Below are 24,294 nucleotides of genomic sequence, written 5' to 3'. Positions count from 1 at the left end.
CGTCGCGCTGCCGTCCGTGCGGCGGGATGCCGTCCTACGGACGCTCGGGCCCGGACCGCTCCGGACCCGTACGCGAGATCACGCCGAGGCGTGAGGTGGTCGAGGCAGCGTGGGTCGCCGGGTCTCGGCCGCGTCGGCGAGAGCGCGGAAGACATAGGCGGTCGATGTCGCGCCCGGGTCCTTGTGGCCGATGCTGCGCAACCCCAGATACGCCGCCCGGCCTCTCCTTGCCTGCAAGGGGACTGTGGCGCGCATACCGGCCTCGGCCGCGTCGGCCGCGGCATGGGCGGCCGTGCGGAAGTCGGCGCCGGCCGTTGCCGCGTCACCGAAGGCGCTGACGGCGGGTGCGTAAGCGTCGATCATCGTCTTGTCGCCGGGCACGGCCGCACCCAGTTGCTGGGCCTTCTTCAGCCCGGCGGCGAGCGCTTCCGCGAAGTGGGGGACGTCGATGTGCGACGCGGTGCCGACCGCCTCGCCGACCGCCCGGAACGCACTGCCGAACAGCGGCCCGGAGGCGCCACCGACCACGGACAGCAGGGAGCTGCCTGCCATCACCAGGATCTCGCTGACCGAGTCGGGTCTTCGCGATGCGTCGTCGAGCCGGTCGCGTACGGCGCCGAAGCCGCGAGCCATATTGGCTCCGTGATCACCGTCCCCGATGGCCGAATCCAGCTGGGTGAGGTAGTCCTGATGGCGGCTCATGGCCGCGGCAGTGTTCTGCATCCAGCCAAGGGCGAGTGAAACATCCACCGGTCCTCCTTCGGGTGCGGATCGTCCAGCGCTGCGCGTCGGTGTGCTCCCGCGCGGTGTCACGACTGCGACGGCATCGGCGAAGATCGCGCACAACTCCCGCACGACCGTGCTGCCAGGGCCGTTGACAGGAGAGGGAGACACCCCTGGACCTCCGGCAGCGGAGGGCGTGCCGAGGGGCTCCCCGGATAACTTGTCAGGATTTTCTGCAATCTTCCGCATGCCAGGCGCTCCTTCGTTCCCCCGTGACCCGCGCAGCGTTGAGCGGTGCGTCGGACCGCTGACGCGATCCGAAAGGTGTTCGGCATTACCGAATGCCCATGCAGAGCAAAACGCAGCGACCCCGGCTCCGTCAAGGACTTCTTGCGCGACGATCGGGCCGAGGGCACATTCAGGGCCAATGGGCGCCCGAAGTGGGCAAGTTGATGAATTCTCAACGACCGGTCGGTCGTCCCGCGGTGAGCGTCAGCCGCCGGCGCGCAACCCCGCGTTGCGCGGTGCGCCCAGGTCCCGCGACAGGCTCCGCGCCACTTCGCGCACCGCGATGGCGCACTCCTGGCGCGCACTGTCCACCAGCAGGCGCTCGACCGGGCCCACCAGGCCGAGGCCACCCACCACCTCGCCGGTGCGGTCGAACACGGGTGCCGCGATACCGGCATCGCCCAACGTCAATTCCTGGTCGTCCAGGGCGTATCCGGTCTTGCGCACCTCATCCAGCTGCGTGGAGAGCTCCGCGGGATCGTCGATGCTGGAGCCGGTGACCCTCGGCAGTTCGCCCGCCAGCAGCTCGGTACGGCGTTCGACGGGGAGGAATGCCGCGACGGCCTTCCCCAGGGCGCAGGTGTTCCAGGGCAGGCTGGCCCCGGTCTCCAGCACCTGCACCGACCCGCCGGGGCGGAACGCGTGATGGATGACCAGGATGTGATCGCCCGTCAGTACGCCCACCCATACGGCCGCACCGGCCTGGGTGGCGAGGAGATCGGCCCAGGTCACAGCCCGGGTGCGCAGCTCGTGCGAATCCAGGTAGGCATTGCCCAGGGCCACCAGGCTGGGCCCCAGCTGGTATTTGCCCGTCTCCCGGTCCTGGACGACCATGCCCTCCGCCTCCAGGGTGCGCAGCAGCGCGTGCACGGTCGGCTTCGCGATCCCGATGCGGTCGGCCAGTTCGGTCACCCCGAGGCGCGGGGTCGCCGTGGCGAGCTCCCGGAGGACGTGGACAGCCCTGTGCACCGCCTGGACCATGAAACAGCTCCCTGTTCAGTATTGCTGAACGGCGTTCTGACTCGTAGTGTCCTTGCTCATGACACCGTTGGTGGGCATCGTACGTGTGCCGCCCCCTGTGGAGATCGCTGGCGCCTGCCCTCACCGGCGCATGGAGCGGTCCCGCGCGGGGTGCCGTCGCCACGCGCGACGTCGCGGTGGCGGTGCGCTTGGGCGTCCGTGCCCCGGTGGCGGGACAGTTTCGTGCCCCGGTGGCGGGACAGCGCAGAGCCCCGGCACCTGGCGGGTACGGGGGCAAGTGGGTGTCCGGGACCCAGCGGTTCTCGATCCACCAGGCGACGAGACCGATACCGCCGGCGCTGACGCCGTGGGCGACGCCGCGCAGGAAACTCGTCGGGGCGACGTGGCGCCGCCGCTGATCCAGCGGTCCATGCGCCGCCTGGTCGTCTCGACCACTTCCGGTTCGGCGGTATCGGTCTCGTTGAGGTTGTCCCCGTCCCGCATAAGGCTCCTTCATCCACAGCGATGACGGGATGGCGAGGGGAGCCCTTCCGACGTGGCCTGGAACGGGAGCCGGACCTGACGGGGCTCCCCTCCTTTCGCGAGGCGTGCGGCGGTGGCCCTGGCTGGGCGCGACTCGACGTGGCTGCACCTCGTGAACCAAAGGTGCCGTGTGCGGGGCCCGGATGCTCTGCGTTCAAGGTCCATAGATGACCTGAGGGGTTGTCAGGTATGCAGGGGAGTCACGGTAGTTGGGCGAGGGGGTGCGGTGAATCTGCCGCCTGGGGCGCCTGGGCTCATCGCATGGTGCCCAATGCCCGCGTGGAGCGTTCTGCGAGTTGGCGCATTCCGTAGCTGTCCGGTGAGATTCCGTTCGGGTGTGGAAGCCCCGGCGGGAGACGCCCGGGTTCCCGCACCGACGGCCGCGAGCCGCACCTCGTTGGGTCGCCCCGGGACCGCCGGTGCTGTCGGAGCCGGAACGCCTGGGGGCCGGGGAGGCGTGACGTGGGCCGCGGGGCGAGGCTGCCTGACCCGGCGGCCGACGCCGTCGACCGCCGGAATCATCAGCAGGGCGACGCCCTGGCACCCGCCACCCCTCCCTCCCCGTCGGCCGGCGGCGCGTTCGCAGGCGATTGCGGCTGACCTGCCGGACAAGGCACTCTTACGCCATGTCATACGTAAGGCTCGAAGCGTGGATCGGCGGCGAGTGGCTGGGGGTGGACTCCATAAGCGTCACGGTGATGGATGCTGCGCTGACCCTCTCCTTCGAGGGGCAGCGGTCGGAGTCCGGGTACCGGAGCCTCATCTGGGAGCCGCTGGAGAACTTTCTCAGGGAATATCGTGAAGAGCCGCTCGTCGTTCTGCCGCACGGGCGCAGCCTGCCGGTGATGTTCGGCCCGGGGGCCGCCGGCCCCTTCAGGCTGGCGGAGAGCGTGGAGGACTGAGCGCCGCCGCTCGCTGACCCTCTCGACGCGACAGGTCCTGCTGCGTAACGGCCGCGCCACGCGATTCGGACCGTGCGAGTGAGGCGTGCGGGGCGAAGCACCTGACAGTCCAAAATCTGGTGACCCCGGCCGAGGCCGGCAGGTCCGAGCCTCACGAGCTGCGCCCTGGCATCTGCCCGGGGCGCAGCTTCTTGCTGTCGCGGGCTTGCTGTCGCGGGCCCGCGCTCGCGTTCTCTTCGGCCGGGCCGTTGCCGCCGCGCCCGTTCCGTCATCGCCGTCGAGCCCGGCGCGAGGTCACTGTGCGCCATTGAGGCAGAAAGGTCCTGCATCAGTCTTTTGCGCCACTCTCCGGTCGGTGGGGAGATTGCCCTGGTGGCTTGCGAGGCGACGTGCCATTCATTCAAACCTTGTAAGCAAAACCTGAGGCTGCATCCAGATATCCGTCTCGTGAAGACTGTTGACTTCGAAACCCGAACGCATAGTCTCTGCAACGTCGTTTTCACCTTCACCTAGCGGCCGCTACGTGCGCCGCCCGAAGGGCTACCTGCCTGTCCCGGAACGTCGCCGCGCGCCCTGCCGCGCGGCGGGGTCAAGGAGTACACCTTGAGCAGCACCGTGCAGTCACCGCCGACCGAGGGCCGTAAGGCCGGGCCGGAGAAACTCGGCCACGTCATCTTCATCACGGCGGCCGCCGCGATGGGCGGCTTCCTCTTCGGTTACGACAGCTCCGTCATCAACGGTGCGGTCGAGGCCATCCGGGGCCGCTTCGGCGTCGGCCCCGCCACCCTCGCCCAGGTCATCGCGGCCGCCCTCATCGGCTGCGCACTGGGCGCAGCCATGGCCGGACGCCTGGCCGATCGACTGGGCCGCATCCGGGTCATGCAGATAGCCGCGGCCCTGTTCACCGTCAGCGCGGTCGGCTCGGCACTGCCGTTCGGCCTGTGGGACCTGACCATGTGGCGCATCCTGGGTGGCGGCGCCATCGGTATGGCCTCGGTCATCGGCCCGGCCTACATCGCCGAGGTCGCTCCCCCCGCCTACCGTGGCCGCCTCGCCTCCTTCCAGCAGGCCGCGATCGTCATCGGCATCGCCGTCTCCCAGCTGGTGAACTGGGGCATCCTCGGTCTCGCCGACGGCGACCAGCGCGGCACGCTGGCGGGCCTTGAGGCCTGGCAGTGGATGCTCGGTGTGATGGTCCTGCCGGCCGTGCTCTACGGCCTGCTGTCGTACCGGATCCCCGAGTCGCCCCGCTTCCTGATCTCGGTCGGTCGCCTCGACGCGGCGAAGCAGGTGCTGGCCGAGGTCGAGGGCGGGCAGGTCGACCTCGACGTCCGCGTCACCGAGATCGAGACCGCCCTGCGCAGCGAGCGGAAGTCGACCTTCAAGGACCTGACGGGCGGCCGGGCCGGCCTGCTCCCGGTCGTGTGGATCGGCATCGGGCTGTCGGTCTTCCAGCAGCTCGTCGGCATCAACGTGATTTTCTACTACTCGTCGTCGCTGTGGCAGTCCGTCGGCATCGACCCGAGCAGCTCGTTCTTCTACAGCTTCACCACCTCGATCATCAACATCGTCGGCACCGTGATCGCGATGGCCTTCGTCGACCGCATCGGCCGCAAGCCGCTGGCGCTCATCGGCTCCGCCGGCATGGCGGTCTCCCTGGGTGTCGCCGCCTGGGCCTTCTCGTACAAGACCGGCACCGGCACGGACATCGCCATGCCCGATCTCCAGGGCACCGTCGCGCTCGTGGCCGCGCACTCCTTCGTGCTCTTCTTCGCGCTCTCGTGGGGAGTGGTCGTCTGGGTGCTGCTCGGCGAGATGTTCCCGAACCGGATCCGGGCCGCTGCGCTGGGCGTCGCCGCCTCCGCCCAGTGGGTCGCCAACTGGCTGATCACCGTGACCTTCCCCAACCTCTCCGACTGGAACCTGTCGGGCGCGTACCTCATCTACACGGCCTTCGCCGCGCTCTCGATCCCCTTCATCCTCAAGTGGGTGCCGGAGACCAAGGGCAAGGCACTGGAGGAGATGGGCTGAACCCGCAGCCCCCGCTCATCTCCGTACCTTTCCGCTCACCGCACATCCGCCCCTTGTATTCCGCCCCTTCTCCCCGACCCGATGCGGAGGAAGGCGTAGACGCAGCTACGCCTTCCTCCGCGACTCGTTCGTCGGGCGACACCGCCAAGGAGCAATATGAGTACCTCCTCGCGCCCGCAACCGCCGCGTACGTCCTCCAGCGGCAGGCCCAAGGCGAAGGCCGTCCTCACCTTCGCCGTCACGGCCGCCCTGCTCTCCACCGTCCAGCCGGCGACCGCCACCTCATCGAGGGCCGGCGGTGCGAAGGGCCCCGCGGACTGTCATGTCCCGGCGGAGCCCGGCCGGTTCGAGGACGCCACCGGCTCCGCCGTCCTGACCGTCACCGAGGTCGGTGACGACTGCCGCCGTACGTACAAGCTGAGCAGCTCGCTGACCGGGGAACGGGTCTTCACGGAGGCGCCCGGTACCCCGACCCTGCGGTCCGGGTCCGTGCTCCTCGACGGGCTCTACGCGATGGCCCACGACGACGCACGACTCAACAGGACCGATGAGGTCAGCGACGGTTCCTACAACCACGGTGACCCGGTCGAGTGCCCTGGTGGCTGCTACATCACCGGCAAGTCCTGGACATACGTCTGGACCCGCGACGTCTCCTACTCCGCCGACCTGGGCCTGACCCCGGCCGACCCGGAACGGATGCGCAACACGCTGGCCTTCAAGCTCAGCGACCGCCGCGACGGATCCGGCGACACCCAGATCATCCAGGACACCGGCACCGGCGGCAGCTACCCCAACTCCACCGACCGGGTCGTGTGGGCCCTGGGTGCGGGCGAGATCATCAACTGGCTGCCGGACGGCAAGCGCCAGGCGTTCGCCGCCAAGGCCTACGACGCCATCCGCAACACCGTCGAGCACGACCGGAAGGTCGTCTTCGACACCGGCGACGGGCTCTACCGGGGCGAGCACTCCTTCCTCGACTGGCGTGAGCAGAGCTACGCGGACTGGACCAAGGACGATGTGGCGACCATCGCCTCGTCCCGCTCGCTGTCCACGAACGTCGCCCACTGGGTCGCCCTCGACACCGCCGCCCGTCTCGCGGCCGGCGCCGGTGACCGGGCCGCGGCCGGGAAGTACCGTGGGTGGGCCGGCGACCTGCTCAAGGCGATCCGCACGAAGTTCTGGCTGCCGGAGAAGGGCCAGTTCTCCCAGATGCTCTCCACCGAGCTGGACACTTCCCCGGTCGACCGCTACGACGCGCTGGGCACCTCGCTTGCCGTGCTCACCGGCGTGGCGACGCCCGGTCAGGCAGCGAAGGCCGTCAAGAACTACCCGCAGACGCCGTACGGCCCGTCCGTGCTGTGGCCCCAGCAGCAGGGTGTCGAGGCGTACCACAACAACGGCATCTGGCCCTTCGTCACCGCCTACATGATGCGGGCGGCGGCCAGGACCGGTAACGACGGTGTGGCGACGCAACAGGCCGACTCCCTGGTCAGGGGAGCCGCGCTGTTCGGGACCAACAAGGAGAACATCAACCTCACCACCGGCAGGACCGACACCGCCATCAACTCCGACCGGCAGCTGTGGAGCGTCGCCGGGATGATGTCGATGGTGCAGCAGAGCATCTTCGGCATCGACGCGAAGGAAGACGGCCTGCACATCAAGCCGTTCCTGCCGGCGAAGCTCCGCGACACCTACTTCGCCGACAGCCGCAGCGCCACGCTCAACGGCGTGAACTACCGCGGGCACAAGCTGGACATCAGGCTCGAACTCCCTCCGGGGAAGGCCGCACAGGGCGCCTTCGAGGTCTCCTCGATGAAGCTGAACGGCAAGCGGATCGACCCCGGCAGGCCCCTCACCGAGGACATGCTCGGCGACGGCACCGCCAGGGTCGAGGTCGAGCTGGGGGCGCCGGCGGCCGGTTCCGGCGAGGCCGCCCGGCACCCGGTGGACCTCTCCTCCAAGGAGGCGCTGTACGGCCCCAGAACGCCGGATGTGCGGCGCGTCGCCCCCAACTCCACCGGAGACAGGCTCCAGTTGTCGCTCGACACCGGCGACGAGGACGGATCCAAGGTCACCATGGATGTCCTGCGGGACGGTGCCGTGATCGCCGAGGGAGTCCCCGTCAAGCGCGGCCGTCAGACCTGGGTGGACGACCGCTCCGCCGACCTGGACTCCGTCTCCCACTGCTACAGCGTCCGCCTGCGCTACTCCTCCAGCGGCAACACCTCTCAGCACGCCGAGCCGGAGTGCTACTGGGGGCCGGACCACGACCGTGTTCAGAAGGTCACCGGTGAGGACTTCGAGGCGACCGGTGGGAAGAGGACCACCAACGACCGCGGGACCTACTACGCCGACTGGGGAACCGCGCCGGATGACAAGCTGACGGCCCGGATCACCCCGAAGGCCGACGGCGAGTACCTCCTCCAGGCCGACGCCGCTGTCGGCGCCCCCGTCAACACCGGTGTGGCCGGCGGTATGAAGATGCTCCGCATCCACGACGACGCCACCGGCGAGCTGGTCACCGAGGGCGTCATCGCCATGCCGAACACCGGCAGCTGGTCCACGGTGCGCGGCTCGACCTTCGTCAAGGCACGGCTGAAGAAGGGCACGACCTACCGGATCGAACTCGGTCAGGACCGGCGCGCCGTCAACATGAGCTACTTCTCCGCCAACGCGCACTACAACGACACCATGAGCGGTCCCGCCAACTACAGCGACGTCTACGCGATCAAGGCGATGCTGAAGAAGGCCGACACCCCGCAGGCGAAGTAGCGCGGCACACGCCACGGTCCACGCCGCTTCTCCCGGTCCGCCACGGCGGACCGGGAGAAGCGGCGGCACTCCTGACTCGGCGTCAGTCGGCGCCGCCGGGGTGCAGGACGATCTTGGTCCAGCCCTCGTCGCGGTCGTCGAAGTGCTCGTAGGCGCTGGGGGCCTCGTCGAGGCTGAGTTCGTGGGAGACGATCAGGCTGGGTTCGGCCTTCCCGGCGGCGATCAGATCGCGCAGCGCCCGGTTGTACCGCTTCACCGGCGCCTGGCCGGTGCCCATCTTCTGCCCCTTGAACCACATCTTGCCGTAGTCGAGCGGTACCTTTCCCTGGGCTTCGAGCTGTCCCTGCGCCTCCTTCCCGCCGGGATCCTCGGGCAGGAACACACCCACCACGCCGAGGTCGCCGGTGAAGCGGACGGAGTCGATCAGCCCGTTCAGCGTGAGGGTGGCGTCCTCGTGTCCCCCCGCGTCGTGCGCCTGGTAGCCGACGCACTCGCAGCCGTTGTCGGCGCCCAGCCCGAGGGTGGCTTCCTTGACGACCTCCGGGGGGTTCTGCTCGGCGGTGTTGATCGGGATGGCGCCGAGCTCCTCGGCCACGCGCAAGCGGTCCGGATGGTGGTCGGCCACCCAGACCCGGCCGGCGCCCCTGAGCAGTGCGGAGTAGGCCGCCATCAGCCCCACCGGGCCCGCGCCGTAGACGATCGTCTGGTCTCCCGGTTTGACGTCGGCCATCTCCGTGGCGTGGTAGCCGGTGGGGAAGATGTCCGCCAGCATCACGTAGTCCACCTGGCGCTCGGCGGCGTCCTCACCCAGCCGCAGGGCGTTGAAGTCGCCGTAGGGCACCCGCAGGTACTCCGCCTGCCCGCCCTGGTAGGACCCCATCTCCGCGAAACCGTATGCGGCCCCGGCCATGTCCGGCTCCGGCTGCATGGTCAGGCAGTAGTTCGTCAGGCCGCGCTCGCACTGCTTGCAGAAGCCGCAGGCGATGTTGAACGGCAGGACCACATACTCGCCGACCTGGACCTTCGACACCGCGGAGCCGACCTCGACGACCTTCCCCAGGTTCTCGTGCCCCAGGGTGCGGCCTGTCTCGAAGGAGGTGCGCCCTTCGTACATGTGCAGGTCGGAGCCGCAGATGTTGGTGCTGGTGATCTTCACCAGGATGTCGCAGGGATGCTCGATCTTCGGGTCCGGCACGTCCTTGACGGTCACTGTGCGCGGTCCCTCGTACACGGCTGCCTTCATGACTCTCCCCTTGCCGCGGCCTCGGGCGCAGTCCGCAGGGGCTGCTGCGCACCATCGAGGCTGCGAACGCTTGCGGATGGATGTCGTCGCGAAGCGCGCACACCCCCGACCCCTGCCCGGCGCTGCCGTGCCGAGAGGTCTCATGTCCCTTTACGGGCATGCCGCTTTGCCGACGCTTCCCGGTTCCACCGTCTCACCGCGAGGGCCCATCCGCGACCGGGCTCCGCACGGCCCGGCTTGCTCCCGGCCCGGCCCGGGAGCGGTGCCCGGCCATGGACCGGGCCTGTCGTCGGGCACGGGGCATTCCGCCGGGTCCGCACCGCCGCCGCCCTACCGGATCCGGCCGGGGCCGGGCGCGTATTCTGGCGGGGGAGGGATGCGGCGGTGCAGGTGGACAGGGTGCCGACGGTGTATGACGTCGCGTCCGTCGCGGGAGTCTCGACCGCGACGGTTTCGCGGTATTTCCGGCAGCCCGAGAAGGTGGCGGAGGCGACCCGGGAGAAGATCCGCTCGGTCGTGGTCGCGTTGGGATACGTCCCCAGCGGGAGTGCCCGGGGCCTGGCGGCCCGTCAGACGGGCGTGTTCGGGCTGTGCACGTGGGGCAGGCACGAGCCGGACGAATTCGCCCTTCCCCCGCTGGAGGCGGGCGCGCCCGTTTCGATCGCGCGGGATGTCGCCGAGCCGCGGCTCTACCCCTTGTTCGCCGACGAGGTGCTGCGCGGCGCTCAGCTTGAGTGCACGGTCCGCGGCTTCGCGCTCATGCTCGGATGGGGCGAGGACGACCCGGGTCACGCGATGATCAGCGAGGTGGCGGGGCGCGTCGACGGACTCGTGGTGCTGCCGGGCGTGGTGCCGGACGAGGTGCTCGAACACGTCGCCCGCCGTATCCCGGTCGTGGTGATCGCCGATCCCCCCGGGGCCGGCTCGCCGCTCAGCCATGTGACGGTGGACAACGTCGGCGGGATGCGGGCGATGACGGACCATCTGCTGGCAGCACACGGGCTACGGGACCTGTGGTTCGTCGGTCTGCAGGAGCGGCGGAGCGCTGATGGCGCGGAACGCTTCCAGGGCTTCCGCTCGGCCCTGCGAGCTGCTCAGCTGCCCGTACCCGACGAACCTCAGCTGCGCGGAACGGGCTTCCGCGTCGACGCCCGTGCGATGACCGAGGAGATGCTGCGCGGGGGAAGCCTGCCGGAGGCGATCGTGTGCGGCAGCGATCAGATCGCGCTCGGTGTCATCGATGTGCTGGTCCGAAACGGTGTGCGGGTGCCGGGCGACATCGCGGTCACCGGCTTCGACGGCCTCGACGCGGGCCGCTTTCTGCGGCCGGGTCTGACCACGGTGCGCCAGCCGATGGATGCCCTCGGGCGGGTCGCGGTGGAACTCCTCACCGATCAGGTGAGCCAGGGGCGTCGCGCCCCAGCACACCGCCAACTACCCGTGCAGGTCGTACTGCGCGAAAGCTGCGGTTGTCCTCCGGCCCAGGCCGTGGCGCGAGCAGGGTGAGCGCGGCGTCGGCGGGGCGCCAGCGGTGGGGTGAGGGTGGTGGGTCGGGGACGGATGCCCATATCCGCCCCCGACCCGTCGGCTCCTGAGGTCCTCCGGAGCCGTCAGCCCCCGCTCTAACCGATCGTCAGCGTGACTTTGGCCTTGGCCTGCGAGCTGTTGCCGACGTACACATCGATCGCCCCCGGCTCGATGCGGAATTCGCCGTCCGGGTCGTTGCTCCAGAAGCCGAAGTCCTCGGCGCCGAGCCGGAAGCGCACGGTCCGGCTCTTGCCCGCCGCGAGGCCGACGCGGCGGAAGCCGCGCAGCCTGCGTACGGGCTGGGCGATGCTGGCCGCCCGGTCGTGCACGTACAGCTGCACGACCTCATCGCCCGCACGCTCCCCGGTGTTGGTGACCGGGACCGCGACCTCGACCGTGTCTCCCTTGCGCAGGGCCTCGGCCGCGACGCGGCTGCTGTTCAGCCGAGGCTCGCCGACCTCGAAGGTGGTGTAGCTGAGCCCGAATCCGAAGGCGAACTGCGGCCCGTCGGGCAGGTCCAGGTACTTGGAGGTGTACTTGTTGTCGGGGTCGTACGGGCGGCCCGTGTTCTCGTGGTTGTAGTGGACCGGGATCTGACCGGCGCTGCGCGGGAAGGTCGCCGGAAGCTTTCCGCCCGGATTGACGGCACCGAAGAGCACGTCCGCGATGGCGTTTCCGGCCTCGATGCCCGGGTGCCACGCCTCCAGGACGGCGGGAGCCTGCTCCAGCCAGCCACCGATGGTCAGCGGGCGGCCGTTGACCAGGACGACGACAAAGGGCCTGCCGGTCTTGGCGATCGCGGAGATCAGCTTCTCCTGCGCACCGGGCAGGGAGATGTCGCTGCGCGCGGCGGCCTCCCCGCTGATCGCCGGGGGCTCACCCACCACGACGATGGTGACGTCGGCAGCCTTGGCCGCCGCGACGGCCTCGGGGATGCCGCTCACGTCCTTGCCCTCCGCGTCCACCCCCCGGGCGTAGCGGACCTTCGCACCCGGTGCCGCCTTGCGGACCGCGTCCAGCACCTTCACCGAGGGGAACTTCTCCTGCGCGGCGGGCAGCACCCAGGTCCCCAGCAGGTCCGAGGAGTCGCCGAACGGCCCCACCACGGCGATCGAGGAGGCGGACGCGCTCAGCGGCAGCGTGTCGTCCTCGTTCTTCAGCAGCACCATCGACCGCGCCCCGGTCTCCCGCGCCGCGACCCGCGCCTGCTTGGACGGCTCGGTGATCTCGGCGGACTGCTCCACATACGGATGCTCGAAGAGTCCGAGTGCGAACTTCAGCCGCAGGATCCGTGACACCGCCTCGTCCAGCCGGTCGGCCCTGATCCGGCCGGTCTTGAGCAGCTGCTTACCGTGCGTGACGAGGTTGGTGCTGGTCATCTCCATGTCGACGCCGGCGTTGAGGGTGAGCCGTGCGGCGTCCGCGCCGTCCTCGGCGAAGCCATGGGCGATCAGTTCCTGGACACCGGTCCAGTCGCTCACCACCATGCCGTCGAAGCCCCACTCACCCTTGAGGATTTCGGTGAGGGTGTGGGTGTTGCCGTGGGCCGGTACGCCGCCGATGGTGTTGAACGACGCCATCACGGTCGCCACACCGGCATCCAGCGCTGCCTTGAACGGTGGCAGATAGAGGTTGCGCAGTCGGGACTCGGAGACGTCGACGGTGTTGTAGTCGCGCCCGCCCTCGGCGCCGCCATAGGCGACGAAGTGCTTCGCGCAGGCGGCCAGGCGGTCCTTCGCATCGAGTTCACCTGCGTCCTTGCCCTGGTAGCCATGGACCTTGGCGGCGGCGAAGGCGGAGGTGAGGTACGGGTCCTCACCGCAGCTCTCCGCGATGCGTCCCCAGCGTGGCTCGTGCGTGACGTCCATCATCGGGGCGAACGTCCAGTGCACCCCGCTGGAGCGGGCCTCCTTCGCGGACACCTCACCGTCCCGCTTGCTCACCTCCGGGTCGAAACTGGCCGCCTGGGCGAGGGGGATGGGGAAGGTGGTCCAGAACCCGTGGATGACGTCCAGCCCGAACAGCAGCGGGATGCCGAGCCGGGACTCCTCGACGGCGATCCGCTGCAGGGCGTTGCTGCTGCGGGCCCCGAAAATGCTGAGGACGGACCCCAGCCGACCCTTGCGCGCCGCGTCCTCGACGTCCTTGGTCTCCGCGCCGCCGGGACCGGTGTTGTACGACCACGGCAACTGCTGCAACTGGCCGAGCTTCTCTTCGACCGTCATACGGGCGAGCAGCGACCTGACCTTCGCCTCGTGCGGCCCGGAAGGGGCCTTCGCGGGGGCCGGCACGGTGGCGGGTTGCGCGGCACGCGCCGTACCGCCGCCCAACAGCCCGCTGCCGACTGCGCCGCTCGCGGCGACCGTGCCCCCCACCGCAGCCAGGACGGTGCGCCGTTGAATACCAGCCATGAGTTCATCCTTTTAACAAAGGTCGGCAATTTTTGGGGTTCTCGTTACACAAGTTGGCTTGGAGTTAAAGGGCTTGTTGCGGGGATGTCAAGACTTTCTGCGGCCTTCGAGGGGACGGGTGTTGGCCGCCGAAACCGCTGTGTCATCAGCCCATGTCAAGGGAGGTGTATGCGCGTACAGACACCATTGACGAGCATCTGTGTACGCGCATACAGTGCCGATTCCGGGTGACACCCCGTGAAATGACAAGCTCCTGGTCAAGCCGTGCCACCGCACGGTGACGCGGCCACCCGGCTCGCTCCTCGCCCGCGTCCGTGCCGCCTGGTGGAAGACGACATTCAGCGAGCGGGTGAAGGTTATTGACGGCCTCTCAGGGGGCGGTGAAACTGACTCTCCTCCCGGACTTCCGTCTCCGCCCGGAATCCGCGACGTGAGAGGGACCCATGACCGCCTCTGTGCACACCACGACCCAGGAGCCCGTCGAGCCGTCCCGCTCCCGCCGCGCGCTGGTGGCGGGATCCGTCGGCAATTTCATCGAGTGGTACGAATTCGGCGTCTACGGCTACTTCGCGACGATCATCGCCGCGAACTTCTTCACGCCCGAAGGCGGCGGCGACGTCGAAGCGCTCATCAAGACGTACGCCTCCTTCGCGTTGGCGTTCTTCTTCCGCCCCGTCGGCGCCGCGTTCTTCGGGCGCCTCGGTGACCGGATCGGCCGCCGGCCGACGCTTGTCCTGGTCATCCTGCTGATGACCGGAGCCACCACACTCATCGGCCTGCTGCCGACCTACGCGACCCTCGGCGCGGCGGCCCCGTGGCTGCTCACGCTGCTGCGTGTCGTGCAGGGGCTGTCGGCGGGCGGTGAGTTCGGTGGAGCGGTGTCGATCATGACGGAGTTCGCGCCGCCCGGGAAGCGAGGTCTCTACGGCGCGTGGCAGTCCTTCACCGTTGCCCTGGGGCTGCTCGGTGGCGCGGGCGCGGCGGCCCTGCTGACCGTCGTGCTGACACAGGCCGACCTCGAATCCTGGGGCTGGCGCCTGCCCTTCCTGGCGACCCTGCCCATGGGACTCGCCGCGCTCTGGCTGCGTCTGCGGATGGAGGAGACACCCGCCTTCAGGCGAACGAAGGGGGAGGCGGCCCGGACCGGTCGACAGGAGGAACCGGACCGCGCGCCCGGATCGCAGGGCCCGGCCGAGGGGCCGGCAGTGGCACCCCGCCCGGGGGAGGTGGCGCGGGCGATCGCCCTCGGCGCCGGACGGCTGATGGGCTGGTCCGCTGCCGGCTACACCTTCCTCGTCGTGCTGCCCTCGTACTTGCAGAGCACGCTGAACGCGAGCTTCCGGCAGGCACTCCTCGCGACCGTCCTGGCCAACCTGGGCTTCGCCCTCGCCATCATCCCGTCCGGCGTGCTCAGCGACCGCATCGGCAGGCGTTGGGTGATGACGGCGGGCGCGGCCCTGGTGGCCGTCCTGGCCTTCCCGCTGCTGAACTTGCTGCAGGACCCCGCGGCCCCGACGACGGCCAAGGGACTTGCGGTCCTCGCCGCCGGCGCCGTCGTCGGTCTCATGGCGGGGCCCGGGCCGGCCATGCTCGCCGAGATGTTCCCCACCCGCGTCAGATGTACCGGCCTCGGCCTGTCCTACGCCCTGTCCAACGCCGTCTTCTCGGGCTGCGCGGGCCTCATCATCACCGAGGCGATCAAGTGGACCGGGGACGCCGACATCCCTGCCTACTACGTGGCCGTGACCTGCGCCATCAGCGTGGCCGCGCTGCTGACACTGCGTGGCGACGACCACCGCAGGTCCCTGCGCGACTGACGCTGTGCGGACCGGCCCACCGATGACCGGGCGCACCGGCGCCTCGAGAGGAGAGCGATGACATGCGGGTGATCGGCCTGATGTCCGGGACGTCCTACGACGCGGTCGACGCCGCGGCAGCGGACCTCCACCTCGTCGGAGACACCCTCGAACTGGCCCCGCTCGGCATGCTGAGCGAGCCGTACCCGGACACGCTGCGCGCCGCGCTCGCCGCAGCCCTGCCCCCGGCGGGGACCACGATGGAGGACGTGTGCCGGCTCGATACCCGGATCGGGCAGTCCTTCGCGTCCCTGGCCGTCCGCGCGGACCGCGAACTGTGCGAAGGACGCGCCGAGCTGATCGTCTCCCATGGGCAGACCGTCTTTCACTGGACGGACGACGGACGCGTCCACGGCACCCTCCAGATCGGTTGCCCCGCCTGGATCGCCGAGGCCACCGGCCGACCCGTGGTCGCCGATCTGCGTACCCGCGACGTCGCCGCCGGTGGTCAGGGCGCCCCCCTGGTCAGCATCTTCGACAGCTTGTGGCTACGAGGCAGGCAGGGAGCCCCCGTCGCCCTGAACCTCGGCGGAATCGCCAACATCACCGCGCTCCCGGAAGGCGCCGAACCCCTCGCCTTCGACACCGGTCCGGCGAACGCCCTCATCGACGCGGCCGTCCATCACCTCACCAACGGGCGCCTGGACTACGACACGGACGGTGCGCTGGCCGCGCGGGGTTTTGTCAGCACCCGTCTGCTCGACCGGCTCCTCGACGAGCCCTACTACGCCCGGCCGGCCCCGAAGACGACGGGCAAGGAGCTCTTCCATCTTCCGTATCTCCTGGCGGCGTTGGCCGAGTGCGGGCCGCTGCCCGCCGAGGACGTGACCGCGACGATCACCCACCTCACGGCCAGAACGGTCGCCGACGCGGCGCGTTCCGTAGGGGCGACGGAGGTCATCGCCTCGGGCGGCGGCACAAGGAACCCGACCCTGATGGCCATGCTCCGCACCGAACTCGGCGCCGTCCGGCTCCACACCTCCGACGACCTCGGCCTGCCTGCTGCCGCCAAGGAGGCGTACGCGTTCGCGGTCCTCGGCTTTCTCACCGCACACGGCCTGCCCGCCACCGTCCCCTCGTGCACCGGCGCCCGCCACCCCAGCGTCCTGGGCTCGATCACGCCCGGTGCGGGCGGACTGCGCCTTCCCACGCCTGCGAAGTCGGCCCCGGAGCGCCTGGTGGTGACGTCTTCGGCGGCTGTGGGATGACGTCAGTCGGCCGCCCGTCCTGATGGGGCGTCGGGGGAGGGCCGGTGACGCTCCGGGCGCCTGCGATGTGTCCGGGAACGGCGGCTCGTGGCAGCGCCCAGAGTCCGAGGACGACACCGCTCACGACGTCACGGCACCGCCCAGGGTCGATATTCGGCGTGGCGTGTCCGAATACAGGCTTGTCGTCGGGGCGGGCCACCCCGACGATCGGCTTCGCGTCATGCACGGTCCGTCCCATTCCCTTACGGAATCCGGAGACCCCTCATGTCCTCGCACGCCGAAAGACACACCGCGCCCACCCCCCGAAGATCGTGGTCGCGCCGGGCTGCCCTGGCGGTGACCGCGGCCGGCGCGGTACTCGGGCTGCTCACCACGGCCCCCACGGCAACGGCCGCAGCCCCGCACCGGTCTGCCGCCCCGGCCGTCGCCGCCCCCGACATACCCCTGGCCAACGTCAAGGCCCACTTGAGCCAGCTGCAGTCGATAGCCACCGCCAACGGCGGCAACCGGGCCCACGGCCGTGCCGGATACCGGGCCTCGATCGACTACATCAAGGGCAAGCTGGACGCGGCCGGTTACACCACGACCCTCCAGCAGTTCACCGCCGGCGGCGCCACCGGCTGGAACCTGATCGCCGACTGGCCGGGCGGCGACCCCCAACAGGTCCTGATGGCCGGCGCGCACCTCGACTCGGTCACCTCGGGCCCCGGCATCAACGACAACGGCTCGGGGTCGTCCGCCGTACTGGAGACGGCGCTCGCGGTGGCCCGCGAGGGCCTGCAGCCCACCAAGCACCTGCGGTTCGGCTGGTGGGGCGCGGAGGAGCTCGGTCTGCTCGGCTCCAAGTACTACGTGAACAACCTGCCCTCCACCGAGCGTGCGAAGGTCGCCGGCTACCTGAACTTCGACATGATCGGATCGCCCAACCCCGGCTATTTCGTCTACGACGACGACCCGCAGATCGAGTCGGTGTTCAAGAACTACTTCGCCTCGCTCAACGTCCCCACCGAGATCGAGACCGAGGGCGACGGACGCTCCGACCACGCGCCGTTCAAGAACGTCGGCATCCCGGTGGGCGGCCTGTTCACCGGCGCCGACTACACCAAGACCTCCGCCCAGGCGCAGAAGTGGGGCGGTACGGCGGGCACATCCTTCGACCGCTGCTACCACTCCTCGTGCGACACGACGGCGAACATCAACGACACCGCGCTGGACCGCAACAGCGATGCCGTCGCGCACGCGGTCTGGACGCTGAGTGCGGGCAGCACGCCCCCATCCGGAAACGTCTACGAAAACGCCGCCGACCTTCCCGTGCCGGACGCCGGCGCGGCGGTGACCTCCTCCGTCACCGTCAGCGGGCGCACCGGCAATGCCCCCGACGCCCTCAAGGTGAGCGTGGACATCAAGCACACCTGGCGCGGCGACCTCGTCATCGACCTCCTGGCCCCGGACGGGAGTTCCTACCGGCTGAAGAACTCCAGCGGCAACGACTCCGCGGACAACGTCCTGGCGACCTACACCGTCAACGCCTCCAGCGAGACCGCTAACGGGACGTGGAAGCTGCGGGTGCAGGACGTGGCAGCACAGGACACCGGCTACCTCGACAGCTGGAAGCTCACCTTCTGAGCCCAGAACGGAGCACTGTCGCACCGCCCGGGTGCTCCCGCCCGTTCGATCGCTGAACCGCCCGCGGCGTCCACCGTGACCCGCGGGCGGCCAACGACGCCTGGAGAGCGGGGAATCAGGAGGGAAGGAGCCACCTGACGACGGCACACAGAAACATCAGCGTCGGCGCCGCGAGCCACCATCTGCCGCGCAGCCAACGGGTCGCCAGAACGAACACCGTCAGCAGGGCCACGGCCGAGGCGAGCGCCCCGGCGGTGAGGCACAGGATCTGGACCTTGTCGGCCGACTCGCGCACATCCCAGGGGCCGTCAGGCGAGATGGCCAACGCCAGGTACACGACGTAGAGGGCCACGGCATTCGCCGCGATCAGTACCGCGGCGCTGATGACGGCCCCGATCGCTTCGCCCCCGCTTCGGCGCCCGCTTCGGTCCCCGCCTTCGGAAGTGCCCGCACGCCCGTCGGCGGCGCGCGCCACGGAACGCCTCACCGCAGCGCCTGCCGCGCGTTGCCCAGATGCGCCATGAAGCTGTCGCCGTACCCCTGCGCGTCATCGCTCTGCCAGTAGGGGCCACCGTTGTAGCGAGCGGCCAACTCCCGGTACTGCTCGGGGGTCATCCTGTCGGCAGGTACGTCGGCGAAGGAACTCTCCGCCTTCAACTGCGCCAGATACTCCGAGGTGATGAAGGCGTTCTGGGCGGGATCCTTGACCGCTTCCTCGACCTGGTCCCGCTGCATGCCGGTGAGGTGCGCGGGATCGTAGCCCAGTACCTCGGCCGCGCGACGGATCTGAATGGACATCGGCCCCATGGAGGTCTTGTCGGCCTCTCCGCCGATACCGAATCCGCGCACCGTGTCGGCGACATCGTCGATGACGCACGGGTCCCCTTCGACTTCCTTCCAGGCGATGCCTGCGATCATGTCCGGCGGCAGACCGTTTTCCTCGGCGGCGGCTTTGAGGATCTGGCGGTTGGCGCCGATCCAGTCCCGGCGGCTGTCATCCGAATCGGAGGGCAGCCAGTAGTTGTTGCCCGTGCCCTCGGGCAGTCCTGCGCAGAGCCGCTTGATCCGCATCAGCGCCGGGGACACCACGGTGTTCGCCCCCACGCCGGGGAAGTAGTCCGTCTTGTTGCCGCTGCCCATCGATGCGTGAGGGGGCTTTCCTCGGCCTGGCGCGCTTCGGATTGCAAGGCGCCCACGCGTGCCATCAGGCCGGCCGCGTCCTTGAATTCCGTACGGAAATTCGGGATGAGACGGCGGGCCGACCGCAGCTCGGCGACGCATGCCCTTCGCGCGGTCTCCTCGGTCTTCAGCGTGTTGCCGAAGGCCTCGGACGCACGCTTGTGCCACCCGTCGGCTTCCTCCCGAATGGCGTCCACATCGACCAGCAGCTCGGCCAGTGCGTCCAGAAAACCGGTCGTCCCCCGGAGGTCCTCCCACTGGCGCATGGGTTCCGCGGCCTTGGCCTTGGACGTCATGGGGCTCGCCTCTCGCGACATGACGTCCGTGAGTGCGGACTGTGCCTCCTCGCCGTCCGTGAGGAACTGCTTGGCGTGTGTCAGCGCGTCCGAATAATCCAGCAGCGCTTTCCACGCCTTCTGATATCCCTCCGTCAATCCGGTGACCAGACCGTCGACGTCACGAAGTCGCGCTTCGTAATGACTGCGGGAGTCGCTCGTCCAATCGAGCCGCTCCGCCTTCTTCACGGACGGCGCCGCGGCGTGCAGCAGGCCGTACATCCGCTTGAACTCGTCAGCATTTCGCTCGATGAGGGCAGGATTGCAGTCCTGGAGGAATTTCACCTCGGCGTGGTAGGTCACGCGGTGGCCTCCTTCGGTGCCTCGTACCGGGAGGAATCGAGGACGGCCCGCAAATCGTCGCGTGTCTGCTCGTCGACCTCGGTGTAGTTGTTTCCGGTGGTCTTGAGCGCGGTGGACAGCGCGGTGAGCAGGAGAACCAGGTCCTGCTGCTGGTCGACGGCGAAACGCGCGAATTCATCGACCGCGTCAGCCACTTCGCGATGCGCATGCGGAATTCGTGAAAGCGTCCCGATATCTTTGTCGAGTCGGCCTTCGTGGAGCAATGCCGCGCTCTCCACGAGAAGATTCACACTGCCGTCGATCGACGCGGCGTCCACTCCGTATCCGTCACTCATATGTTCCCCGAAGTAACCCAGAATACGAACAGCTGCATAATCATGGTCGCCAACTCGTGGGAGCGTCAAGCGGGGTTTGAACCTTTTGCTATTGTCCGGGGTGATGGTGCCGATGGCCGACTGCCCGGAAGCTCTCTCTCGCACGTCCGGCGCCGTTCTTGTCCGGGCCGGCGCGTCCCGCATAAACCTCTCGCAGCCCGCGCCCGGGGTGGGGTACAGTTTTGGAGTCCTGTTGTCTCCGATAGAGGTGGACGTTGCGCATCTGAGGTCCGCGATCATCGCGCGGTACGGCATCGGCCGTACTCCCGTCACGCTGCAGCCGGCTTTCCTGCCGCCCGTGACCCCGCGCGGATGCGACCTCGGTGCATGAGCCGTCCACACTTCTGCGGAGGGCCGCACCCCCCTTTTCCAGGTTCGGTCGCCGCGTGGTGCTCGCAAACGAAGTCCCCTTCCCCGCGCTTGCGACTGCGAGAAACCACATGGCTCACCCCAGCACCCCCAGCGCCTCCGTGACCTGCTCCGCCCTGTCCTTCCAGTGGCCGGACGGCACGGCCGTCTTCGACGGACTCTCCCTCGGCATCGGCCGTGGCCGCACCGGTCTCGTCGGCGCCAACGGCACCGGAAAATCCACCCTGCTGCGACTGCTCGCCGGACGGCTCAGCCCCTCCCGGGGTTCGGTGACCGTCGGCGGCAGCCTCGCCTACCTGCCACAGAACATCACCCTCGACACGACACTGCGCGTCGACCGGGCCCTGGGCATCGCCGAACGACGCGACGCGCTGCGCGCCATCGAGGCCGGCGACGTCAGCGAGGCGCACTTCGAGACGGTCGGTGACGACTGGGACGTCGAGGAGCGGGCCCTGGCGACACTGGGCTCACTCGGACTCGGCGACGTCGAACTCGACCGGACCGTAGGGCAGTTGTCCGGAGGTGAGACCGTACTGCTGCGCCTTGCCGCGCTGCTGCTGGAGCGCCCCGACGTGCTGCTGCTCGACGAACCGACCAACAACCTCGATCTGTTCGCGCGCCGCAGGCTCTACGACGCCGTTGATTCCTGGCGCTCCGGAGTGCTGGTCGTGGTCAGTCACGACCGTGATCTCCTGGAGCGCGTGGACCGCATCGCGGACCTGCGTTCCGGCTCGCTGACGTGGTACGGAGGAGGCTGGTCCGCATACGAGGAGGCCGTGGCGACGCAGCAGGAAGCAGCGGGGCGGATGCTGCGGGCCGCCGAGGCGGACGTGCGCCGACAGAAGCGCGAACTGGAGGAAACTCAGGTCAAGTTGGCCCGACGCCAGCGGCACAGCAAGAAGATGGACGCCGAGCGGCGCGCCCCGAGAATCGTCGCCGGCGAACGCAAGCGGTCCGCGCAGGAATCGGCGGACAAGCTCCGCGGCCTTCAGGAGGACCGCCTGCACGAAGCGCGCGAGCGGCGCGAGGAGGCAGCGGAGGGGATCCGCAATGACGCCGAGATCCGTGTGAGCCTTCCCCATACCGCCGTCCCCGCAGGCCGCACCGTCCTGAATCTGCACGAGCTGTGCCTTCCCTTCGGCGCGCTGCGCGAAGGCAGCCTCCATGTGCACGGTCCCGAACGCATCGCTCTCGTCGGCCGCAACGGAGCCGGTAAGACCACCCTGCTGCGCATCCTGACGGGAGAACTCGCACCGCTGTCCGGCGAAGCCCGCGCCTTCGTGCCGCTGAGGTTCCTTCCGCAGCGCCTCGACGTGCTGGACGAGGAGCTGAGCGTCGCCGCCAACGTGGCCCGTCTGGCCCCCGGGGTCACGGACAACCACATCCGTGCCCAGCTCGCGCGGTTCCTGTTCAAGGGCGCGCGTGCCGACCAGCCGGCCGGCACCCTCTCGGGCGGGGAACGTTTCCGGGCCGCCCTCGCGGCGACGATGCTCGCCGCACCGGCGCCGCAGCTACTGCTGCTCGACGAGCCGACCAACAACCTCGACATGGCAAGCGTCCGGCAGCTGACCAGCGCTCTCGACTCCTACCAGGGCGCGCTCGTGATCGCCGGCCACGACCTTCCCTTCCTCGCTTCGGTCGGCATCACCCGCTGGCTGCTCGTCGGAGAGGAACTCCAGGAGACCGGCGAGGACGAGGTCCGCGCTCTGCTCGAAGCGGCAGAGGGCGACTGACGGCCCCTCGTCACGGACCGTCGTCGCCGTCCCCGCGTCCGGCCTCTCCGGTCCGCGATGGCTCCGGGGGCTTGAGAAGTGCTCAGGCCAGCTTCTTGAGGAGCTCGGTCGCGAGCGGAGCGGAGGAGGAGGGATTCTGCCCGGTGACCAGGTTGCGGTCGCTGACCACGTGCGGCGCCCACGGCTCGCTCTCCCGGAAGTCGACGCCGGCCTCGACGAGACGGTCCTGGAGCAGCCACTTCGCCTTGTCGGCGAATCCCGCCTGGCTCTCCTCGGCGTTGGTGAAGCCGGTCAGCCGGAAACCCGCGAAGGAATTGGCACCGTCGGACCCGGTCGCTGCCAGCATGGCGGCCGGGGCGTGGCACACCAGCGCCAGGGGCTTGCCGGTCTCCAGGGCACGCGTCAGCAGCTTGCCGGAGTCGGCATTGACGGCGAGGTCCTCCATGGGGCCGTGGCCGCCGGGGTAGAAGACCGCGTCGTAGTCGTCGAGGCGCACGTCCTCCAGCCTGAGGGGGTGCTGGAGTTCGGCGAAGGACGCGAGGGTCTGCGACACCTTGGCGGCGCCCTCCTCGCCGCCGTTCGCCTCGGGAGCCAGGCTGCCCTTGTCGACGTGCGGTACGACGCCGCCCGGGGTGGCGACGACGATCTCGTGGCCCGCGTCCTTGAACACCCCGTACGGGGCGGCTGCCTCCTCGGCCCAGTAGCCGGTGGGGTGCTTGGTGCCGTCGGCCAGCGTCCAGTGGTCGGCGCCGGTCATCACGAAAAGGATCTTCGACATGGTGAGGCTCTTTCGGTGTGGGGTGCGGGCCCTGCCGGGCCGGAGGACTTCGCGACGCATGCTCCGGGGCGCGTGGGTTCGCGACCCCGGGACTCGGTGCGCGTACCCGTCGGTGCGCCGCCGTCCCCGAAGGTAGGCCCGATCAGCCATCGGAATCCAATAGGCTCGGCCATATGCGGCATAGGAATTCCGATGGCGAGGGCGGAAGGGCGCAGGCCGGCGGCACTGCGCCGCCGGACCTCAACCTGCTGCGTACCTTCCTCGCGGTGTACCGGTCCGGATCCTTCACGGCCGCCGCGCGCCTGCTCGGTCTGTCGCAGCCCACGGTCACCGCGCAAGTGCGCTCCCTGGAGGGGCAACTGGGCAGGGAGCTGTTCGCCCGGTTGCCGCGCGGCGCCGCCCCCTCGCCTTTCGCCGACGAGCTGGCAGTCCGGGTCGTCGAGCCCCTGGACGCCCTCGCCGCCGTTGCCGGCCACGGCGGATTCGCCGGTGAGGACGCAGCCGAACCCGTTCACCTCGCGGGCCCGGCCGAGCTTCTGTCCCACAGTGTCGTACCCACCCTCGGGCCGCTGGTGGAGAGGGGCGTGCGGCTGCGCATCGCCACCGGTCTGACGGAGCCGCTCCTTGAGGAGATGCGCGCGGGGCGGCACGACCTGGTGATCGCCACGGTCCGCCCCCGCGGTCGGCAACTGACGTCCGTGCCGCTGACGGACGAGGAGTTCGTGCTGGTCGCGGCGCCCTCCTGGGCGGAGCGGATCGGCGGCCCCGCCCGGGTGGCCGCCGAAGGCCCGGCCGCGCTGCACGGGATCCCCCTGGTCTCGTACGCCGAGGACCTGCCAATCGTCCGCCGCTACTGGCGCCATGTCTTCGGCGAGCGGCTGCTGTGCCGGGCCGCGGTCACCGTGCCGGACCTGCGGGCCGTGAAAGCCGCGGTCGTCGGCGGCGCCGGCTTCAGCGTGCTGCCCCGCTACCTCTGCCTGGACGAACTCGCCTCCGGCGCGCTGGTCCTGCTGGGCGAGCCGGACGATCCACCGATCAACACCGGCTTTCTCGTCCAGCGTCCCGGCGCCTCCGACAATCCGCACGTCGCGTTGGTCCGCGACCATCTGCTGCAGTCCGCCCGGGCCTGGTAG

General features: G+C 69.6%; 18 protein-coding genes. 9 read left to right on the top strand and 9 right to left on the bottom strand.

What is annotated here, in order from left to right:
• Positions 1-78 precede the first annotated feature (78 nt).
• Positions 79-723 carry a dihydroxyacetone kinase subunit DhaL gene (gene dhaL, locus ACGFZW_RS31730; RefSeq protein WP_393896805.1) on the bottom strand — a complete coding sequence of 215 codons (645 nt, stop codon included), beginning with the start codon at positions 721-723 and terminating at the stop codon, positions 79-81.
• Between the two features lie 492 nt (positions 724-1,215).
• Positions 1,216-1,992, bottom strand: coding sequence for an IclR family transcriptional regulator (locus ACGFZW_RS31725; protein WP_393896728.1), 777 nt, complete (start codon positions 1,990-1,992; stop codon positions 1,216-1,218).
• Positions 1,993-3,140: 1,148 nt separating this feature from the next.
• On the opposite strand from ACGFZW_RS31725, the gene ACGFZW_RS31720 reads away from it, so the two are divergent.
• From ACGFZW_RS31720 to ACGFZW_RS31710, 3 genes are all read left to right on the top strand, one after another.
• Positions 3,141-3,416 (top strand): hypothetical protein, encoded by a 276-nt coding sequence (locus ACGFZW_RS31720; RefSeq protein WP_393896727.1) that lies wholly within the window; start codon positions 3,141-3,143, stop codon positions 3,414-3,416.
• A gap of 603 nt (positions 3,417-4,019) precedes the next feature.
• Positions 4,020-5,447 (top strand): sugar porter family MFS transporter, encoded by a 1,428-nt coding sequence (locus tag ACGFZW_RS31715; protein ID WP_393896726.1) that lies wholly within the window; start codon positions 4,020-4,022, stop codon positions 5,445-5,447.
• 156 nt (positions 5,448-5,603) lie between these two features.
• The gene (locus ACGFZW_RS31710; protein WP_393896725.1) at positions 5,604-8,219 is read left to right on the top strand and encodes a hypothetical protein; all 2,616 of its coding nucleotides are present in this window, start codon (positions 5,604-5,606) and stop codon (positions 8,217-8,219) included.
• Between the two features lie 82 nt (positions 8,220-8,301).
• On the opposite strand, the gene ACGFZW_RS31705 is transcribed toward ACGFZW_RS31710, so the two are convergent.
• Positions 8,302-9,462, bottom strand: coding sequence for a glutathione-independent formaldehyde dehydrogenase (locus tag ACGFZW_RS31705; protein WP_393896724.1), 1,161 nt, complete (start codon positions 9,460-9,462; stop codon positions 8,302-8,304).
• Positions 9,463-9,861: 399 nt separating this feature from the next.
• Between ACGFZW_RS31705 and ACGFZW_RS31700 the strand changes: the two genes are divergently transcribed.
• Entirely contained in the window at positions 9,862-10,968 is a 1,107-nt protein-coding gene (locus tag ACGFZW_RS31700; protein ID WP_393896723.1) for a LacI family DNA-binding transcriptional regulator, read from the top strand.
• Positions 10,969-11,084: 116 nt separating this feature from the next.
• Here the strand turns inward: ACGFZW_RS31700 and ACGFZW_RS31695 are convergent, their stop codons facing one another.
• Positions 11,085-13,400, bottom strand: coding sequence for a glycoside hydrolase family 3 N-terminal domain-containing protein (locus tag ACGFZW_RS31695; protein ID WP_393896722.1), 2,316 nt, complete (start codon positions 13,398-13,400; stop codon positions 11,085-11,087).
• Positions 13,401-13,843: 443 nt separating this feature from the next.
• On the opposite strand from ACGFZW_RS31695, the gene ACGFZW_RS31690 reads away from it, so the two are divergent.
• The 3 genes from ACGFZW_RS31690 (at position 13,844) to ACGFZW_RS31680 (ending at position 18,090) form a co-directional block, all read left to right on the top strand.
• On the top strand, positions 13,844-15,217 hold the full coding sequence (locus ACGFZW_RS31690) for an MFS transporter (RefSeq protein ID WP_393896721.1): 1,374 nt from the start codon (positions 13,844-13,846) through the stop codon (positions 15,215-15,217).
• 62 nt (positions 15,218-15,279) lie between these two features.
• Positions 15,280-16,464 carry an anhydro-N-acetylmuramic acid kinase gene (locus ACGFZW_RS31685; RefSeq protein WP_393896720.1) on the top strand — a complete coding sequence of 395 codons (1,185 nt, stop codon included), beginning with the start codon at positions 15,280-15,282 and terminating at the stop codon, positions 16,462-16,464.
• A 264-nt stretch (positions 16,465-16,728) separates the two neighbouring features.
• Complete coding sequence (locus ACGFZW_RS31680; RefSeq protein WP_393896719.1) at positions 16,729-18,090, top strand: M28 family metallopeptidase; 1,362 nt, start codon at positions 16,729-16,731, stop codon at positions 18,088-18,090.
• A gap of 115 nt (positions 18,091-18,205) precedes the next feature.
• On the opposite strand, the gene ACGFZW_RS31675 is transcribed toward ACGFZW_RS31680, so the two are convergent.
• From ACGFZW_RS31675 to ACGFZW_RS31660, 4 genes are read right to left on the bottom strand one after another with little or no spacing between them, the layout of a single operon-like run.
• Complete coding sequence (locus ACGFZW_RS31675) at positions 18,206-18,565, bottom strand: hypothetical protein (RefSeq protein WP_393896718.1); 360 nt, start codon at positions 18,563-18,565, stop codon at positions 18,206-18,208.
• 8 nt (positions 18,566-18,573) lie between these two features.
• Positions 18,574-19,194: a hypothetical protein gene (locus ACGFZW_RS31670; RefSeq protein ID WP_393896717.1), complete on the bottom strand. Its 621-nt coding sequence runs from the start codon at positions 19,192-19,194 to the stop codon at positions 18,574-18,576.
• Positions 19,161-19,907: a hypothetical protein gene (locus tag ACGFZW_RS31665; protein ID WP_393896716.1), complete on the bottom strand. Its 747-nt coding sequence runs from the start codon at positions 19,905-19,907 to the stop codon at positions 19,161-19,163. The genes ACGFZW_RS31670 and ACGFZW_RS31665 overlap by 34 nt, the downstream gene beginning before the upstream one ends.
• On the bottom strand, positions 19,904-20,224 hold the full coding sequence (locus tag ACGFZW_RS31660) for a hypothetical protein (RefSeq protein WP_393896715.1): 321 nt from the start codon (positions 20,222-20,224) through the stop codon (positions 19,904-19,906). The genes ACGFZW_RS31665 and ACGFZW_RS31660 overlap by 4 nt, the downstream gene beginning before the upstream one ends.
• A gap of 497 nt (positions 20,225-20,721) precedes the next feature.
• Between ACGFZW_RS31660 and ACGFZW_RS31655 the strand changes: the two genes are divergently transcribed.
• A complete protein-coding gene (locus ACGFZW_RS31655) occupies positions 20,722-22,383 on the top strand; it encodes an ABC-F family ATP-binding cassette domain-containing protein (RefSeq protein WP_393896714.1) in 1,662 nt (553 codons plus the stop codon).
• Between the two features lie 82 nt (positions 22,384-22,465).
• Here ACGFZW_RS31655 and ACGFZW_RS31650 read toward each other — a convergent pair whose 3' ends face one another.
• The gene (locus ACGFZW_RS31650) at positions 22,466-23,161 is read right to left on the bottom strand and encodes a type 1 glutamine amidotransferase domain-containing protein (protein ID WP_393896713.1); all 696 of its coding nucleotides are present in this window, start codon (positions 23,159-23,161) and stop codon (positions 22,466-22,468) included.
• Positions 23,162-23,334: 173 nt separating this feature from the next.
• Between ACGFZW_RS31650 and ACGFZW_RS31645 the strand changes: the two genes are divergently transcribed.
• Positions 23,335-24,294, top strand: coding sequence for a LysR family transcriptional regulator (locus ACGFZW_RS31645; RefSeq protein ID WP_393896712.1), 960 nt, complete (start codon positions 23,335-23,337; stop codon positions 24,292-24,294).

The organism is Streptomyces sp. NPDC048248, from assembly GCF_043201875.1.
In the GTDB taxonomy this organism is placed as follows: domain Bacteria; phylum Actinomycetota; class Actinomycetes; order Streptomycetales; family Streptomycetaceae; genus Streptomyces.
The sequence above is the reverse complement of the archived record's forward strand: the minus strand, read 5'-3'. Positions and strand labels throughout refer to the sequence as shown.

Excerpts from the sequence above, each read along its gene's own strand:
- ACGFZW_RS31645 (WP_393896712.1), top strand. The coding sequence starts at position 23,335 with ATGCGGCATAGGAATTCCGATGGCGAGGGCGGAAGGGCGCAGGCCGGC.
- ACGFZW_RS31725 (WP_393896728.1), bottom strand. The coding sequence starts at position 1,992 with ATGGTCCAGGCGGTGCACAGGGCTGTCCACGTCCTCCGGGAGCTCGCC.
- ACGFZW_RS31710 (WP_393896725.1), top strand. The coding sequence starts at position 5,604 with ATGAGTACCTCCTCGCGCCCGCAACCGCCGCGTACGTCCTCCAGCGGC.
- dhaL (WP_393896805.1), bottom strand. The coding sequence starts at position 723 with ATGCAGAACACTGCCGCGGCCATGAGCCGCCATCAGGACTACCTCACC.
- ACGFZW_RS31655 (WP_393896714.1), top strand. The coding sequence starts at position 20,722 with ATGGCTCACCCCAGCACCCCCAGCGCCTCCGTGACCTGCTCCGCCCTG.
- ACGFZW_RS31720 (WP_393896727.1), top strand. The coding sequence starts at position 3,141 with ATGTCATACGTAAGGCTCGAAGCGTGGATCGGCGGCGAGTGGCTGGGG.
- ACGFZW_RS31705 (WP_393896724.1), bottom strand. The coding sequence starts at position 9,462 with ATGAAGGCAGCCGTGTACGAGGGACCGCGCACAGTGACCGTCAAGGAC.
- ACGFZW_RS31685 (WP_393896720.1), top strand. The coding sequence starts at position 15,280 with ATGCGGGTGATCGGCCTGATGTCCGGGACGTCCTACGACGCGGTCGAC.
- ACGFZW_RS31680 (WP_393896719.1), top strand. The coding sequence starts at position 16,729 with ATGTCCTCGCACGCCGAAAGACACACCGCGCCCACCCCCCGAAGATCG.
- ACGFZW_RS31650 (WP_393896713.1), bottom strand. The coding sequence starts at position 23,161 with ATGTCGAAGATCCTTTTCGTGATGACCGGCGCCGACCACTGGACGCTG.
- ACGFZW_RS31690 (WP_393896721.1), top strand. The coding sequence starts at position 13,844 with ATGACCGCCTCTGTGCACACCACGACCCAGGAGCCCGTCGAGCCGTCC.
- ACGFZW_RS31695 (WP_393896722.1), bottom strand. The coding sequence starts at position 13,400 with ATGGCTGGTATTCAACGGCGCACCGTCCTGGCTGCGGTGGGGGGCACG.